The 17825-nt window shown below is 28.1% G+C and carries 15 protein-coding genes; 6 read left to right on the top strand and 9 right to left on the bottom strand.

What is annotated here, in order from left to right; translation table 11 throughout:
* The first annotated feature begins 5 nt into the window (after nucleotides 1-5).
* Nucleotides 6-1364: a Mur ligase family protein gene (locus BLS77_RS02260; protein WP_089966500.1), complete on the top strand. Its 1359-nt coding sequence runs from the start codon at nucleotides 6-8 to the stop codon at nucleotides 1362-1364.
* A gap of 12 nt (nucleotides 1365-1376) precedes the next feature.
* On the top strand, nucleotides 1377-2114 hold the full coding sequence (locus tag BLS77_RS02255) for a type 1 glutamine amidotransferase (protein WP_089965372.1): 738 nt from the start codon (nucleotides 1377-1379) through the stop codon (nucleotides 2112-2114).
* Nucleotides 2115-2294: 180 nt separating this feature from the next.
* Here BLS77_RS02255 and BLS77_RS02250 read toward each other — a convergent pair whose 3' ends face one another.
* Complete coding sequence (locus tag BLS77_RS02250) at nucleotides 2295-3038, bottom strand: polysaccharide deacetylase family protein (protein ID WP_089965369.1); 744 nt, start codon at nucleotides 3036-3038, stop codon at nucleotides 2295-2297.
* A 273-nt stretch (nucleotides 3039-3311) separates the two neighbouring features.
* Here BLS77_RS02250 and BLS77_RS02245 point away from each other — a divergent pair, with 273 nt between their 5' ends.
* Nucleotides 3312-4607, top strand: a complete 1296-nt coding sequence (locus tag BLS77_RS02245; protein WP_089965367.1) for a D-alanyl-D-alanine carboxypeptidase family protein — start codon at nucleotides 3312-3314, stop codon at nucleotides 4605-4607.
* Between the two features lie 57 nt (nucleotides 4608-4664).
* Here the strand turns inward: BLS77_RS02245 and BLS77_RS02240 are convergent, their stop codons facing one another.
* Entirely contained in the window at nucleotides 4665-6653 is a 1989-nt protein-coding gene (locus BLS77_RS02240) for a methyl-accepting chemotaxis protein (RefSeq protein WP_175490742.1), read from the bottom strand.
* 299 nt (nucleotides 6654-6952) lie between these two features.
* Here BLS77_RS02240 and BLS77_RS02235 point away from each other — a divergent pair, with 299 nt between their 5' ends.
* Nucleotides 6953-7708 carry a flavin reductase family protein gene (locus BLS77_RS02235; protein WP_089965362.1) on the top strand — a complete coding sequence of 252 codons (756 nt, stop codon included), beginning with the start codon at nucleotides 6953-6955 and terminating at the stop codon, nucleotides 7706-7708.
* 108 nt (nucleotides 7709-7816) lie between these two features.
* Nucleotides 7817-8692, top strand: coding sequence for a 50S ribosomal protein L11 methyltransferase (locus tag BLS77_RS02230; RefSeq protein ID WP_089965360.1), 876 nt, complete (start codon nucleotides 7817-7819; stop codon nucleotides 8690-8692).
* Between the two features lie 123 nt (nucleotides 8693-8815).
* On the opposite strand, the gene BLS77_RS02225 is transcribed toward BLS77_RS02230, so the two are convergent.
* The 4 genes from BLS77_RS02225 to glsA form a co-directional block, all read right to left on the bottom strand.
* Entirely contained in the window at nucleotides 8816-9364 is a 549-nt protein-coding gene (locus BLS77_RS02225) for a lytic transglycosylase domain-containing protein (protein WP_089965357.1), read from the bottom strand.
* 12 nt (nucleotides 9365-9376) lie between these two features.
* Nucleotides 9377-9976 carry a dephospho-CoA kinase gene (gene coaE / locus BLS77_RS02220; protein ID WP_089965354.1) on the bottom strand — a complete coding sequence of 200 codons (600 nt, stop codon included), beginning with the start codon at nucleotides 9974-9976 and terminating at the stop codon, nucleotides 9377-9379.
* Nucleotides 9977-9990: 14 nt separating this feature from the next.
* On the bottom strand, nucleotides 9991-12600 hold the full coding sequence (polA, locus tag BLS77_RS02215; RefSeq protein ID WP_089965352.1) for a DNA polymerase I: 2610 nt from the start codon (nucleotides 12598-12600) through the stop codon (nucleotides 9991-9993).
* 142 nt (nucleotides 12601-12742) lie between these two features.
* On the bottom strand, nucleotides 12743-13663 hold the full coding sequence (gene glsA / locus BLS77_RS02210) for a glutaminase A (protein ID WP_089965349.1): 921 nt from the start codon (nucleotides 13661-13663) through the stop codon (nucleotides 12743-12745).
* Nucleotides 13664-13980: 317 nt separating this feature from the next.
* Between glsA and BLS77_RS02205 the strand changes: the two genes are divergently transcribed.
* Complete coding sequence (locus BLS77_RS02205; protein WP_089965347.1) at nucleotides 13981-15213, top strand: aminopeptidase; 1233 nt, start codon at nucleotides 13981-13983, stop codon at nucleotides 15211-15213.
* A 138-nt stretch (nucleotides 15214-15351) separates the two neighbouring features.
* Here BLS77_RS02205 and BLS77_RS02200 read toward each other — a convergent pair whose 3' ends face one another.
* The 3 genes from BLS77_RS02200 to BLS77_RS02190 form a co-directional block, all read right to left on the bottom strand.
* Nucleotides 15352-15813 carry a DUF3284 domain-containing protein gene (locus tag BLS77_RS02200; protein WP_167867145.1) on the bottom strand — a complete coding sequence of 154 codons (462 nt, stop codon included), beginning with the start codon at nucleotides 15811-15813 and terminating at the stop codon, nucleotides 15352-15354.
* 214 nt (nucleotides 15814-16027) lie between these two features.
* Nucleotides 16028-16204 (bottom strand): small, acid-soluble spore protein, alpha/beta type, encoded by a 177-nt coding sequence (locus tag BLS77_RS02195; RefSeq protein ID WP_089965343.1) that lies wholly within the window; start codon nucleotides 16202-16204, stop codon nucleotides 16028-16030.
* Nucleotides 16205-16398: 194 nt separating this feature from the next.
* Nucleotides 16399-17607 carry an NADP-dependent isocitrate dehydrogenase gene (locus BLS77_RS02190; protein ID WP_089965342.1) on the bottom strand — a complete coding sequence of 403 codons (1209 nt, stop codon included), beginning with the start codon at nucleotides 17605-17607 and terminating at the stop codon, nucleotides 16399-16401.
* Between the last annotated feature and the right edge of the window lie 218 nt (nucleotides 17608-17825).

The raw sequence follows: 17825 nt of genomic DNA, 5'->3' as shown, positions 1-17825 counted from the left end.
AGGTGGTGAAGACAATTAGTATTAAATCAATTTTAAGTATTATCGTTTCAAAATTTACAATTTTTCTAACAAAAACCTTGCTAAAAGGTGGAACAACTTTTCCTGGCCACGTTGCATTAAAACTAGATAAAAACATATTAGCTAAGGTCTCAAAAGGATATAAAGTAGTTTTAGTTACAGGTACTAATGGTAAAACTACAACTACAAGTATGATTTATAACATAGTAAAAGAGGATGGACACAAGGTTATTACAAATAATACAGGTGCTAACCTTTATTCTGGTATTGTTACAACTTTCATAGATAATTATAGTTTCTTTAATAAAGTTAAAGATACTTATGCAATTATTGAAGTTGACGAAGCTAATGTAAAATATATTACAGATCACATAACTCCAGAAGTTATTACAGTAACTAATCTATTCCGTGATCAACTTGACAGATATGGTGAAGTTTATACTACTTTAACTAAGATTTTAGAAGGTCTACCAAAAGTTCCATCTTCTACTCTTGTGCTTAATGGTGATGAATCTTTACTTGGTGATTTAAAATTACCTAACCCTACTGTTTTTTATGGCTTCAATGCAATATTAAATGAGAATAAAACTATAGAAGTTAATGCAGACGCAAAATTTTGCAAGTTCTGTAAATCTCCATATAGCTACAACTACATTACTTATAATCATTTAGGTGATTTTCATTGTCCAGGCTGTGGTTATAAAAGAGCAGAACTTAAATATTCCGTAGATGAAATTTTAGATCTTACACCAGAAAGTTCTACTGTAAAATTTGGTGATTTAGAAATTTTAATAAGCCAATCAGGAGTTTATAACATATATAATGCATTAAACGCCTATGCAATTACAAAAGAACTTGGAATTAAAGATAGTGTTATTAAATCATCTTTAGAAAATCAAAGTTCAAGCTTTGGTAGACAAGAAATTTTAAATATTGATGGTAAGGATGTAAAGATTATTCTTGTTAAAAATCCTGCTGGATATAATCAAGCTTTAGATACTCTATGTTTAAATAAAGATTCATTTGGAGCAGCATTCCTATTAAACGATAATTATGCTGATGGCCGTGATGTATCATGGATATGGGATGTTGATTTTGAAAAACTTCATACTTTAGATATTAATGAAGTTCTTATCTCTGGAATGAGATGTTATGATATGGCAGTTAGATTAAAAGTTGCAGGTTTAAATCCTGATCTATTTATATTAGAAGAAACCTTTGAAGAGTTAACTGAAAAAATCAAAACTAGTAAAAGTGATAAAATTTATGTTTTAGCAACTTATACTGCTATGATTAACTTTAGAAAACACCTTTATTCAAAGGGTTATATCAAAAAACTTTGGTAAGGAGGTTTTAATATGGAATTAAATATTTGTCACCTATATCCTGATCTTCTTAATGTTTATGGTGATGTTGGTAATATACTAATACTTAAACATAGAGCTTTGGCTAGAGGCATAAAAGTTAATATAATTGATGTTTCGTTAAATGATAACTTTAATAAAGAAGAAACTGATATAGTATTCTTTGGTGGTGGTCAAGACTTTGAGCAATCAATAGTATCTGATGATTTAAAAACAAATAAAAAAAACGAACTCGAAAAATATATTGAAGAAGGTAAAATGTTGCTTGCAATATGTGGCGGTTATCAACTTCTTGGTAAATACTATACATTACCAAGTGGTGAAAAAATTGAAGGTTTAAGTATTTTAGATATTTATACAGAAGCTGGAGATACACGTTTTATAGGTAACACTGTTATCTTTAACAAGGAGTTTAATGAAACCTATGTAGGTTTTGAGAACCATTCTGGTAAAACCTTTATAAATGACTTAAAGCCTTTTGGTAAATGCCTGCATGGTTTTGGAAACAATGGTAGTGATGGATACGAAGGTTGTGTTTATAAAAATACATTTTGCACATATTTTCACGGTTCTCTACTAGCAAAGAATCCAGAACTTGCTGACAGATTCTTGAAAATCGCTTTAGATAAGAAATATGGTGAAGTTACTTTAGCTTCTTTAGATGACACTTTAGAGTTAAAAGCTAAGGAAGTTATGATTAATAGACTTAATGGATCTTCAAAAAATAAGTAGTCCGACTTTGGTCTGTTTCTTTGAGATTCCTAAGCATATCAAAAAACAAATAGAGACTACTCATGTATCTTAGTGACGTTTAAATAAAAAAACTCCTCCCTGTAATTTTTATTAAAAATTACAGGGAGGAGTTTTTTATAATGCATCTTGACTAGTTATTTTTTTGAAGTTCCATAATTTCTACTTTTTATTAATAACTCTTATATCTTTAAGATAATTAATTTCGCATTCTTCTATATTATCTAAATTTTTAAACTCATATCCTTTTTCATTATAGAAATCTATAGTATTTTGAAGTGATTTAACTGTTGCTACTTTATTTTGCAAATCATGCATTAATACTACTTCAACTTTATATAAACCTCCACACTCTCTAATATGAGATTCTATAAAATCTATATTTGTTTGTGTAGTTTGTGTATCTACTGTCCAATCTATATAATATTTATTACTATTAATTATATTGCTTTTAATTTCAGCTAGCACATTAGGACTATCTACTGTATTATCTGAACCACCTGGAATTCTTATAAATTTTGAATTTGATTTTCCAGTTAAACTCAAAATAGTATTTTCACAGTTTTTCAAATCATCAAAGTAACTATTAGCACTAGAATAAATTTTATTATATTCATGTGTATCTATATGTGGTATTATACTCATTCCACTTTCATTTATTTTTTTTATTACTCCGCTGTTTGTTCTCGCATTATTTCCTTCAACAAAAAAAGTAGCTTTTATATTATTTTTCTCAAGAACTTTAATTATTTCATTTGTTAATGCAGGAGATGCCCCATCATCAAAAGTTAGATAAACTGTTTTTTTATCTTTTCCTATTTCTGCTCCATAACTTGGTTTAGAAATTATGCAACTTAATATTAAAACCAATGTAAGGATAACTAAAAATCCCTTGTTTTTTTTCATTTTCAAACCTCCCTTTTCAAGTAATTATTTTCCTTTACTTATATACTAGTATTCTGCCCCTTAAATTCTTTTAATATAATAGTAAATTCATCCACTTTTACAGCTTAAATAAAATAATATATTTCCAAAAAATAACTAGTCAGATTCTTTCAGCTCTGTACCAAGTAAAATAGGATTCTTATGAATATTGTTATTATGTAAAGTAAGTGTTATACTATAACATACCATATGCCCTTTGGGCGTAAAATTTTATATAGAGATGGGGAGATGAACTTGAAAAAAACAAACATACTTAAATCATTAGCACTAGCTCTTTCCATATCTTTATTAGCACCACTAGCTAATAAGGTTACTGCAGAAACGAATAATGTGCCCGCTCCAAATGTAACTGGTCAGTCGGCACTAACTATGGACCTTGAAACAGGCGAAGTTATTTATTCTAAAAATGCAGATGTGAAGAGTTCTCTTGCAAGTACAACAAAATTATTAACAGGATTATTATTTGCAGAAAGCAAAGCAAAGACAGATAAGATTCCATTTACAGCATCTGCTGCAACTCAAGATGGTGGTGTAAACCTTGCAAAATATAAAAAAATTAATATTGGAGAAACATTAACTGCTGATGATGTTATGGAAGCACTTCTTATATACTCAGCAAACGATACTGCTTATATGATTGCAGACTCAGTATCTGGAAATGTAGAAAGCTTCGTATCTTTAATGAATGAAAGAGTGAAAGAACTTGGGCTAAAAGATACTAATTTCATTAATCCAAACGGATTAGAATCTTTAAATCCAAATAAACAAGTTACAGATGCTAATTATACAACAGCTTATGACTTAGCTGTCATAGCAAAAGAAGCATTTAAAAATGATTGGGTTAGAGAAACACTAGCACCAAAAACTACTCCTGCTTCAATAAATATAACAGGTTCACCAGTACCCCTTGAAACTAGAAATAAAAACCTTGGTATAGATGGTAATATAGGTGGGAAAACTGGAACTGAAGAGCTAGCAGGTCATTGCTTTGTTGGATACTATGAACAAGATGGCAGACAATTAGTTACTGTTGTTTTAGGATCAGAATATGGGGCTGATGGTATGAATGTATTTCATGATACCTCTGCAATTGCTAAATACGGTTATGACGCACAAAAAGAAATATATAAAAAATCTAATGAGGAAGTTGGAACTGTTGATTTAGAATATAAATTATTTAGATTCTTTGGTCCTTCTAAAAAAATTACTGCTCCAATAGTTTTATCTCAAGATGTAAATTATTACAAGAATGATTTAAATGATAAAACAGCTAATATTTCTTATAAAGCTGAAGATAAAAACGCTTGGCAAGTTACTGGTGGCACAGAAGTACCATTAACATTTACAACAATCGGTCACACAGAAGAAGTTAAAGGAACTGTAAAAGTTTCTGCATCAGACTTACTAAAATCAAACTTAACTTTCTATTTAGCTATATTGCTTATTATAGTAATTATAACAGTATTACTCCTTCTTATTTCACGAATAATTAATATGAGAAAGAGAAAGCGAAATAGAAATAGATATTAAATAAAAAGTGCCCTAGGGCACTTTTTATTTTTTGAAGATTTCTTAATTAAATTTTATCTATTTTTTAAATTTAAATTGTAAAATTTTCTCTTCTAAAAGTTCAGCTAATTGTTTAAGCAATGTAGAACTTGATGCAATCTCATCTGTAGCTGTTGCAACCTCTTCGCAAGATGCTGATACTTCTTCTGATCCTGCTGCTGTTTGTTCACCTATAGAAGATAAATTGTGTATTTGTTCTATTATATTATCTTTGCCTTTATCAAGAGCCTTAATATCTATTGTTATATTTTCGACCTTATTGCTTACTGTTAATATAGAACTAATAATTTCTTTAAATATTTCTTCAGCTTTATTAACTGATTCTTCTTGCTCCATAACAGATACTGTAGCTTCTGAAACACTTTCAACAGCTATAATAACCTTATCCATTACCTCTTTTATAACTCCATCAATTTCTTTTGCAGACTTTGATGTTTCTTCAGCAAGTTTTCTTATTTCATCAGCTACTACTGCAAAACCTCTTCCTGACTCTCCAGCCCTGGCTGCTTCAATAGCTGCATTTAATGCTAAAAGATTAGTTTGTTCTGTAATTTGAGCAATAGTTTCATTCATTTTAGCTATTTTTTGAACGCTTACTGATACTAGTAAAACTTCTTCATTTACATTATTAGTTGATATTTTAGTTTGATTTGATTTTTCCTTAACCAGTGATATTATTTTAACCCCATCTTCACTTAACCCTTTAGTCTTTACACCTTCATTATTAACTTGTTGTATTTCATTGTTAATATTATCTATTGATGATGAAACTTCATCCATATCTGTTGATAAATTTTCTAGACTACTTGCCGATTGCATACTTCCTTTTGTAATTTCTTCTATTGTAGATGCTACCTGCCCCATAGACGCTGCTACTTCTTCGCTCATAGTAGCTAAATTTGTTGATGAAGAATTAACCTCACTAATTGATATGTATGCATCATTTATTAAATCAGCTACATTTTCTTTCATATCATTAAAACTACTCGCAAGTTCTTCTAATTCATCACCAGTATTAACCTCAAGCATTCCTGTAAAATCACCTTTAGCTGCTTTTAATGTATCTTCTTTAATTTTCCTCACTGCCACATCTATAGCTTTAGAAAATAATTGTACAAGTATAATAATTATTATAAGAGCTATAATACTTGCTATAATGCATGTTAACCTATTTGTATTTAATATTTCATTATAATCTTTATTAGTTTTTTCAATTAATATTTTTAATTTCAACTCTGTAATATCTGTATAATATGTTACAAGTTTTTCATTTTCTACAGAGTACTTCATTAACCCATTTTCTTTATTTTCATTTTCTAAACCAGTAGAACTTATATCTTTATAATTTTGACCAATAAGTTCCTTATTTACATGGCTTATAACAGTCGAATTCTTATCTAATAAAACTATTCCTCCACCATTTTTAAAGGTTATTTTAGAAATTTCTTCTGAAATAGAAGCTAAATCTAAATCTACTGAAACAACACCTTTAACTTGTCCATCTTTAACAACTGCTTTTGACATAGTTAAAACTGGCTTTTTTGTTACAACATCATTATATACTTCACTTATATAAACAGATTCTGGAGCTTTAGCAGCATTAACATACCAGTCACGTTCTGTGAAATTTATATCTTTGCTTATATCATCCTCAGGGTACACAATAAATTTATTTTCATTTGATACAAATATACCATTAAGTAAATCTTTATTGTTATCCTTTAAATTCGTAATATTTTTTTTAGCACTATCAATTGTTGTATACGAGTCTAACGCCTTAAGTGTTCTTTCAATACCCATCAATTTATTATTTATGTTGTCACTAGCTACTAATGATAAATTATCACCTTCTACTATAAACTCATCACTAACTTGTTTTGAAAAAACTGCATATAAACCAAAGTAAATAAGTAGAATCGGAATTAATGTAACAATAATCATTAATGAAAAAATCTTAGTTTTTAATTTTTTAACTTTTTTAATCTTAATACCATCTTTATTTAACATTACCATTTCTCCCCTTTTATAATATTTTCATAAATATTTTTCGTATTTTTATATTAAAACTTAATAGATATCTAAAAAGCAATAATTTCCATAAAAAATTCAATTAATAATTTATAATAACATACCTAACAAAAATAATCATATTATGATATAATTTTTATTAAATATACTTAGGGAGCTTTTAAAAATAACTAGTAATATTTGGGTTTGTTTTGAGTTATGGTTCTTCACTTAACACAAAATATTCTTAGAATATTTAACTTGTTATTTTATTTTAGTTCACTCGCAAGGAGAATAATATGAATAAAGTTGATTTTAAAGGTAGTGTGGTTTTAAATCCAGTACCTGTTGTTTTAATTACTTCAAGAAATAAAGAAGGAAAAGATAATGTTTTTACCATCGCCTGGGGGGGAACTATTTGTACAAAACCACCTATGGTTTCAATATCTATTAGACCTGAGAGGTTATCTTATGAATATATAAAAGAAAGTATGGAATTTATAATAAATATGCCTTGTCAAAAAATAGTTAAGGCTGTTGATTATTGCGGAGTTAAACCTGGTAGAAAATTCGATAAAATTAAAGAAATGGGATTTACCATGAAAGAAGGAACTCATGTAAATGCAGCTTATATAGATGAATGTCCTGTTGCAATAGAATGCAAAGTTAAAAGTATAACTGCACTTGGAACTCATGATATGTTTGTAGCTGAAGTTATAGGATCTCATATTAATGAAAATCTTATGGACGAAAAGGGAAAACTACATTTTGAAAAAGGTGATTTAATTACCTATTGTCATGGCGAATATTATCCAATGAGTAAAAATGCTATTGGAAGCTTTGGTTTCTCTGTTGCAAAACCTAAATTAAAAGAAGATAAATCTATTTTGAGCAAAGATAAACTTATAAAAAATGTAACTGAAAAGTCTTCTACAAATAATATAAACAAACAGGCTACTATAAATTCAAAAAAAACAAAGCCTAAAAATTCAAATATAACTGTTAAATCTGGTAAAAAATCTTTCCCTTCAAAGAAGAAAAAATCCAGAATTTAGTTTCCTTAACTTAACAACAGGGTTGTCCATTGACTTAATTTTTTTTTGTATTATAATGAATAATAGCAAATTAAATATTACCTATATGCATTAATAAGGGGGATATAAATGTACGTACTAACTTATAAAATTAATTCAAATGAATTAGATGAAAAAATAGAATTACTACAAATTAATGATATTTTCAATACTTTTTATGAAACTCCACTTGAAATAACAACAGATGATTTCGGATATGGTTATTTAGAAAAGGAAAATGAAATAATTGATTTTAAGGTATCTTTTGAAGGAGAGTCTAAGGATCTTGAAGGTTTTAAAACACAAGTTTCTACTTTACTTAATAGTAAAATTGTAAACATTGAAGAAATAAATTATGATTATTCAACTTATGAATTTCCAGCTGTACATATAGATGATAATTGGGTTTTAGCAGGTGTTTCTGAAGACTTCCCAAATAAGAACAAAATTTGTTTTATTCCTCAAGGGGCTTTTGGTACAGGACTTCATGAAACTACTCAAGATATACTTAAAGTATTACTTAACACCTTAAATTTAAATGATAAAACTGTTTTAGATATAGGGACTGGCTCTGGTATCTTATCAATAGCATCAGCTATTGTAGGGGCATCTAGTGTTACTGCATTAGATATTAGAGATGTAAAAGATGAAGTTGAGTTAAATGCTTCTCTTAATGGGTTATACAACATAGAAGTTTTAGTAGGTGATGCTTTATCTAACGAAGTTACTGTTAAAGATGAATATGATTGGATATACATAAACATTGGCGGTGAAGAAACTATAATGTTTATGGACTTCATAAAATCTCATTTATCATCAAATGGTAAAATACTAGTATCTGGTCTTGTAACATGGAGCTATGACTCCATGGAAGAAAAAATTAAAAATTATGGATTTACTTTACTAGAAAACCATCAGACAAATGAATGGGTAACAGCAATATTCAAATTAAACTTAGATGTTTAACAAAAATAATAGATCAAGGTACAGCTTTAAAGTGCCTTATAAAAATAAGTCCTGTGGCCATTGCCACAGGACTTATTTTTCATAATATTTCTAATAAATTATATAGGTCTATTTTTTGCATGCCTAATCTTTACTATATAGATATTTATAAATACTATAATTAGTTTTCACCTTATCTACATACTTCTTAGTTTCTGGAAAAGGTATATAATCTAATTTTTTACCATCCTTAGAATATTCTTTATTTTCCAGCCACTCCTTCACATGCCCACTACCGCCATTATAAGCTGCTATTACTAAATCTAAATCTGTAAATTCACTTTCTAAATTTGCTAAATACCAACAACCCATCCTTATATTAATCTTTGGATCAAATAGCATATTAGGAAGAAAATAATTCATTCCTATTTCTTTTCCTGCCCACTCCCCCGTTTTATCCATAATTTGCATAAGACCTTTTGCCTCTCTAATAGACAAAGCATCTTCTTTAAAATCACTTTCTGTTTTAATTACCGATAATACTAGTAATGGATCTATGTCATATTCTTCACTAAATTTTTCTACATATTCACTGTATTTATAAGGGAAAACATATTCTTTCATTATAAATGTTAATGAAAAATAAGTTATAACTAATGCTATTAAAATTATCAAAATTCGTCTAAACTTCATAACGTCTCCTTGCTAACAAATTTTCTTTAAAAAATCTACTAAGCCATCTACTTGTTCTTTTGTTGCTACCAACTCTTTATTATTATCAATAATCATATCTGCAAATGATTTTTTAGTATCTAATGACAATTGAGAATTAATTCTATTTATTGCCTCATCTCTTGAAAGCCTATCTCTAAGCTTTATTCTTTGAACTTGAGTATTATTATCTACCCAAACAACTATTATATAATCCATTTCATCTTGCAAATTATTTTCTACTAATGTTGGTGCATCTAAGATAACTAGTTTCTTCTTTAATTTTTTTTCTTTATTTAACGCCTCATAAATTTCTTTTTTTATATAGGGCATGATCATAGCTTCGTATTTTTTTCTTTCCTTTGGGAATCTAAATATATGATTTCCAAATTCCTTACGTCTAAAGTCCCCTCTCCAGTCAAAAAATCCTGAACCAAATTCAATTTTAACTTTTTCAAGAATTTCAGGAAAATTTAAAAGCACATCTTTTGCTATAATATCTGCATCTATAATAGAAAACCCATTATCTTTTAATATTTTAGATACTGTACTTTTACCTGATCCAATTCCTCCAGTTAACCCTATTTTAATCATCTAATTAAGCCCCCTTATTTAGCTTCATACCATGTTTTTCCTAAATTCATATCTACATCTAACGGCACTGAAAGTTTTAGTACCGCTTCCATTTCCTCTTTAACTAATTTTTTAACTTCTTCAAGTTCATCTGCTTTTACATTTAAAATAAGTTCATCATGAACCTGTAGTATCATTGTACTTTTTAAGTTTCTACTATTTAATGTGTTATACACATTAACCATAGCAAGTTTAATTATATCTGCAGCACTACCTTGAATTGGTGCATTCATTGCAAGCCTTTCTCCAAGAGCCTTAACTATTCTATTTGAAGATTTTATTTCAGGAATAAATCTTCTTCTGTTTAGAAGTGTTAAAACATAACCTAAATCTTTAGCCTCTTCCATTACTGTATCTAAGAAACCTTTTATTTTCGGATATCTTTCAAAGTATATTTCCATATATTCTGAAGCTTCTTTTTTAGTTATTTTTAAATCTTGAGATAAACTAAAATCGCTTATTCCATAAACAATACCAAAGTTAACAGCTTTTGCTCTGCTTCTCATTATTGATGTAACTTCATTTATAGGCACTTTAAACACTTCTGAAGCAGTTTTAGTATGAATATCAGTATGATGTTTAAAAGCATCAATCATATTAGTCTCTTCTGCCATATGAGCAAGAACTCTAAGCTCTATTTGAGAATAATCACAAGATAATAATATATCCCCCTCTGACATAGGAATAAATACTTTTCTAATTTCTCTTCCCATTTCTTGTCTAATTGGAATATTTTGAAGGTTTGGTTCTGTACTTGATAATCTTCCTGTAGTTGTTACAGTTTGATTAAAACTTGAATGTATACATCCATCTTTATCAATTACATTTTTTAACCCTTCAACATATGTTGAGTTTAATTTTGTTATAGTTCTATAATAAGTTATTTTAGGAATTATTTCATGTTTATCTTGTAATTTTTCTAAAACCTCTGCATTTGTTGAATATCCAGTTTTAGTTTTTTTAATTACAGGTAAATCCAACTTTTCAAACAATATTTTTGCAAGTTGTTTTGGTGAACTTATATTAAACTCTTCCTCTGATAATGCAAAAATTTCTTTTTCTGTTCTCTTTATCTCTTCTTTAAAAATAACAGATAATTCATCTAATTTATTTTTATTAATATTAAATCCTAAAGTCTCCATAGATGACAGAACAAATATTAATGGATGTTCAATTGTGTAATATAACTCATCCATATCTTCATCTTTTATCCTATTCTTTAAAACTTCATATAAGTCCTTCATTTTAATTACAATGTTACCCTTTAAAGAAATACCTTCTCCTGTAATTTCTTCTCCTAGATATTCATTTACAAGAGTTATTATTGGATAACTTGATTTTGCAGAATCTATAAGATAAGCTGCAATTGCAGTATCAAAATCAAAACTTTTTATGCTTATTCCCATTTTATTTAATACTGTAACTAAATTTTTACCATCATTTATTACTTTAAATATTTTTTCATTTTCCATAAAGTTTTTTAAAGCTAGCATGCTTCCATCTTTATTTTCTTCAATTATTTCTTTCATATTAATTGAAGAAACTATTTCGCCATCATAAATCATCATATTATCTAAGTTTATTTCTGAGTATTTAGAGGCATTACTTATTTCATAAGTAATGTAACTTCTTTCATTTAAATTATTTATTACATCATTTAATTCTTGAAGCGTGTTAACTTCTTTTACATCTATAATAACTTCTTCTTTTTCTTCTTTATTTGATTCTGGTAATTTAGGTATTAATGTTTTTAATTGAAGTTTAAATAATAACTTTATAAGTTTTTCCCTATTGTACTCTTGTTGACTTTTAATTTCATCAAAATCAAAATCTATAGGAACCTCTGTCATTATAGTAGCTAACTTTTTACTGAAAATTGCTTGTTCTCTATAAGTTTCCAAATTCTCTTTAAGTTTTTTACCACTAATATTATCTATATTATTTAATACCTCTTCCACAGAACCATAAGTTTGAATTAACTTAAAGGCAGTTTTTTCTCCTATTCCTGGAACTCCTGGTATATTATCAGATTTATCACCCATTAACCCTTTAACATCAATAAATTGATTTGGTGTTACTCCAAACTCTTCTACAAAAGTTTTGTAGTCATAAATTGCTGTTTCACTTACACCTTTTTTAGTTATAACTACATTTATATTTTCTGATGCTAATTGAAGAGCATCCTTATCTCCTGTTACTATAAATACTTCTATTCCATTTTCCTCTGCATTCTTTGCAAGGGAACCTATTATATCATCTGCCTCAAATCCATCTATTTCATGAATAGTAATAGATAATAATGAAAGTATCTCCTTAACTAATGGAAATTGCTCCGCAAGTTCTGGAGCCATTTTTTTTCTTCCAGCTTTATATTCGTCAAATTCTTTATGTCTAAATGTTGGCGCCTTTCTATCAAAAGTTGCAACTATGTAATCTGGTTTTAATTCTTCCTTAATCTTAAACAACATATTGAAAAATCCATAAACTGCATTTGTATTTACCCCTTCACTTGTTGTAAGTGGTGGGATTGCAAAAAAAGCTCTATTTAAAAGACTGTTCGAATCTAAAATAAGTAATCTTTCCATTTTTTCCTCCAATGTTTAGTGTATTTAATTTAATTATACTATTTATAACTATAAAAATCATTATTCATTTAGTTATATGAAATAAATACTACCACACTACTATTTATCTTGATATACATTAATAAATATTAACTTTTTAGTATTAAAATATACTTAAATCTAACTCATCTGATAAATCTTTAATAAGTCTAAGTCCCGCTATACTATTGCCCTTTTTATCTAATGAGGGTCCATATATTCCAATTCCATAACTTCTAGGTACCGTGGCTAAAATTCCTCCACCAACACCAGATTTTGCTGGTATTCCAACTTTTACTGCAAATTCTCCTGAGGCATCATACATTCCACAAGTAACCATAATAGTTTTTGCTATTCTACAAACATCCCTAGACATTAATCTTTGACCGTTCCAAGGAGCTAACCCATCATTTGCAAGAACAGCCCCAAATCTAGCTAAATCACGAGCTGTTACTTCAATTGAACATTGTCTAAAGTAAAGGTCTAAAATTTCTTCAACATTACCCTCTAAAACCTTATTACTTTTCATAAAATATGCTAATGATCTATTTCGATCTCCAGTAATTTTTTCACATTCATAAACTTCTTCATTTATACTTATGTTTTGATTATTTGTAGCTCTTCTTAAAAATTCTATTATTCTTTCAAATTTTTCTTCTTTGCTTTGTCCATAAATAAGTGAAGTAGTTACAATTGCACCTGCATTTATCATCGGGTTATAAGGTATCTTTTTATTTCTAACTTCAAGGTTAATTATTGAGTTAAAACCCATCCCCGTTGGTTCCACATTAACTTTTTTAAATACATTTTCTCTACCATTATCACTTAATGCTAAAATCAAACTTACTACTTTTGAAATACTTTGTATAGTAAACTTTGTATCACAATCTCCTGCATGAAACTCTCTTCCACTATTTAGTTCAACAATACATATTCCTAAATGTTCTGGGTCAGCCTCTAAAAGTGATGGTATATAGGAAGCTAACTTTCCTTGTTTTCCATATATTCTATTATTATCTACTAATGTAGTTAATAAATTAAACATGCAATACACCTCTTTCCTAATCTTTTGTTTTTGCATATTAATTTAAGTATTAATATTAATATGGCTTATTCTCTAAGGTATCTTACAAAAAATAACAAGCCTAATCTGACTGATATTTTTTGAAACTTTCTAAGTAAGTATTACTATTATATTAATAATAATACCTATATACAAGGAAAATAATGTTTGAGATCTACTAGACACACTTTATTAAGTGTGAGAAAATTAATACTATATAAAAAAGGCACTTTTTTATAAAATAGACTATTAAGTTAATCTATTTTTTTGAAAGCGACTAAAAATAAGAGGTGAACTAAATGAGTGAAAATCAAATGTTAAAAAAATATGCTACATTAGCTGTTAAAATGGGAGTTAATATTCAAACTCATGATACTCTAGTTATTAATTCTCCAATAGACTGCTCTGAGTTTGCAAGAGCCATTGCAACAGCTGCTTACAAAGAGGGTGCTAAAAATGTAGTTGTTCATTACAATGATCAAAAAATGCAAAAAATAATTTTAAATAATAGTTCAATCGAAACTTTATCAGATGTTCCTAATTGGGTTTCTGAATCTTATAATTCCTATGCAAGAGACGGTGCAAACTTTATTTCAATATCCTCATCTGACCCAGATGCCTTTAAAGGTGTTCCAGTTGAAAAAATTGCAGCCACTCAAAAAGCGAAACAATTAGCATTAAAAGAATATTATGAAAAGGCAATGTCTAATAAAGTTCGTTGGTGTGTACTTTCAGTTCCTTCAGAAGCTTGGGCATCGAAAATTTTCCCCGAGTTAACTATTGAAGAAGCTATGGAAAAGCTTTGGAGTGTTATTTTTAGTGTAGTTCGTGTTGATACCGAAGATCCTGTTGAAGCTTGGGTTAATCATAATAAAAATCTAAATCAAAAAATATCATTTTTAAACAGAAACTCTTTTGAAACATTACATTACAAAAACAATAAGGGCACAAATTTAACTGTTGAATTACCGACAGGCCATTTATGGCTTGGTGGAGGTGAGAAAAGCACTTCTGGCATAGAGTTTAATGCAAATATGCCAACAGAAGAAGTATTTACACTGCCAAAAAGAGATGGTGTTAATGGAAGAGTTGTATCATCAAAACCCTTAAGTTATGGTGGAAATTTAATTAATGACTTTTCACTTACTTTTAAGGATGGTAAAGTTATAGATTTCAGTGCTAAAGAAGGGGGCGATGTACTTAAACAACTTTTAGATAGTGATGAAAGTGCAAAATATCTTGGTGAAGTAGCATTAGTGCCTATGGATTCTCCAATTTCAAACTCAGGTATAGTATTCTACAATACCTTATTTGATGAAAATGCAGCTTGTCATTTTGCTTTTGGAAAAGCTTACCCTTGTTGCTTAGCTGGCGGAACTGAAATGACTGATGAAGAATTAGCTAAAAACAATGTAAATAATTCTATAATTCATGTGGACTTTATGATAGGTACTGATGATTTAGAAATAACAGGTATTACCAAAAATAAAGATTCTGTAACAATATTTAAAAATGGAAACTGGGCTTTTTAATACATTAAAAAATTATTAAACCTCTCTAAAGCTAGGAAATTAATAAATTCCCTAGCTTTTTCTTATTCTTATAATCATCTTAGGGATCTAAAAAAATAACCAATCAAAAATTCTAAGTGGTTATTTTTTAAAGCTTCCTTAATATTTCTTCGCATTTTTTTCCATCTTACTTTTCATCAATTCTATTTCTTCTGTAACTCCAGTTGACATTCTAGTTATTTTTTTCTTAATTTTATTTGTTCCTAAAAAACTTTGAATTATAACTACAATCTTTGACATAAAATCTTTAACATGCTGTTCTTCTTCTAGCATAACCGTAGTTTTTTCTTCATTTACTTTATTAAAAGTATATCTTGATATATATCTATCATTATTTATTTTACTTGTTATTTCATAAACCTTGTTTTTTTCAAATTTAGTTATTTCCATTAACATTTTTAATTTTCTATTACCATTATCCTTAACTACTCTACTATGTTTAATCCCTATAGGATTTTTTTCATTAAACTTTGGAAATTCTCTTTTTGTAATTTTTATAAAACCTTTAAAAACATCTTCAATAGGATAATCAAAACTTTTTGTTTCTTTAAACTTACTCATTTCTTTCATCTCCCTAAATAAAATTTTAATTAGCATGTCCTATTATGATTATTACATATTTTAACTAAATTTTCTATATAAACCTCTAATATAATAAACTATACTAATATTAATAGGTTATCTTTTTGAATATGCCTAATATATTTTCAAATTTAAAACCCCACGTCTTTGCCCTTAGGATAGTCGTGAGGTTTAAATACCTTAATTAATATTTTTATGCTTTAGTTACTTTATGGTTATCATCTTCACTTCTTGGTTTATCCTTACCTAGCTTAGTTGATTCTTTTGAATATCCAACTTCATCAGCAGTTTCTACTTTCATTTTTCTAAGTTCTGCCTTAGTCTTTTGTCCCACTTTTTTATTTCTCTTATGTTTATCCTTATCAGCCATTTAAAACACTCCTTTAAACTTTAATACTTAGGGATTTTTAAAAAATAACTAATCTATTTTTCTTCAGTCCCTTACCTTAGTATTTTTAGCTTAAACTAGTTTTTTATGCTGGCAACTTTATCTATTCCTTGATTTAAAGTCCTTTAATATAATATAATCTCATTTTAAATTTTTTTATATTATATGAAGTTGCCTTATACTAACTTCTCTAACCTAACTCTTATAGCTTTAATAAAATCACTACTATTTGCTATAATTTTATTTTCAAGTGATGATATTAATGCTAGATCCTTAGTCATTACACCTTCATTAATAGTTTGAAGAGATGCTTCTTCCAATTTATTTGCAAAGTTAACTAATTCTTTAAGATTATCAAGTTCTCCTCTTTTTCTTAAAGCACCAGACCAAGCAAATATTGTTGCAATTGAATTTGTTGAAGTTTCTTGTCCTTTTAAATGATTATAATAATGTCTTTGAACTGTTCCATGCGCTGCTTCGTACTCATAATTCCCTTCTGGTGAAACAAGTACTGATGTCATCATCGCAAGTGATCCAAAAGCGGTTGCTACCATATCGCTCATAACATCTCCATCATAATTTTTACAAGCCCAAATCATTCCACCTTCTGATTTTATAACTCTTGCTACAGCATCATCTATTAATGTATAAAAATATTCAATTCCCATCTTTTTAAATTTTTCATCATATTCTGCTAAATATATGTCATTAAATATATCTTTAAATGTGTGATCATATTTTTTTGAAATAGTATCCTTAGTGGCAAACCATAAATCTTGCTTTATATCTAATGCAAAGTTAAAGCAACTTCTTGCAAAACTTTCAATAGATTTATTTAAGTTATGCATACCAAGAACTACACCACTTTCTGTAAAGTTATGGATTAGTTCTCTTTTTTCTTCTCCATTTTCAGGTGTAAAAACTAATTCTACTTTTCCTTTGCCTTCAATTTTCATTTCTACATCTTTATATATATCACCATAAGCATGTCTTGCAATTGTTATGGGTTTTTCCCAATTTCTAACATAAGGTTTAATTGAATCTACAGTAATTGGGGCTCTAAACACTGTCCCATCTAAAATAGCTCGAATAGTCCCATTAGGACTTTTCCATATTTCTTTTAAATCATATTCTTTCATTCTGTCTGCATTTGGAGTTATAGTTGCACACTTTACTCCTACCCCATATTTTTTAATTGCTTCTGCGGATTCTACTGTTACTTTGTCATTAGTCTCATTTCTATATTCAAGCCCCAAATCATAATACTCTGTCCTCAAATCAATGAACGGATTTAATAGTTCATCCTTAATCATGCCCCATAGTATTCTTGTCATTTCATCTCCATCCATTTCAACTAATGGATTAATCATTTTTATCTTTTTCAAAATTATGCCCCCCTAATATTGTTTTTTTAATTTATTATCAACATTATAACTTATCAGCCATTTAATATCAATTTAAAATATTGAAAATTTTCTCTATTTAATAACTTTTTGAATTATTTTTTTATATATTATTCATTTTTAAATTTAATAAATATATTATCTTTATTAATCCAGCCCTATATACCCCATTACTTAACCCGTTTTATACACTTTATGGT

Origin of the sequence: Clostridium gasigenes, assembly GCF_900104115.1 — a bacterium.
Lineage (GTDB): Bacteria > Bacillota > Clostridia > Clostridiales > Clostridiaceae > Clostridium > Clostridium gasigenes.
This window is presented reverse-complemented; position numbering and strand designations above follow the sequence as displayed.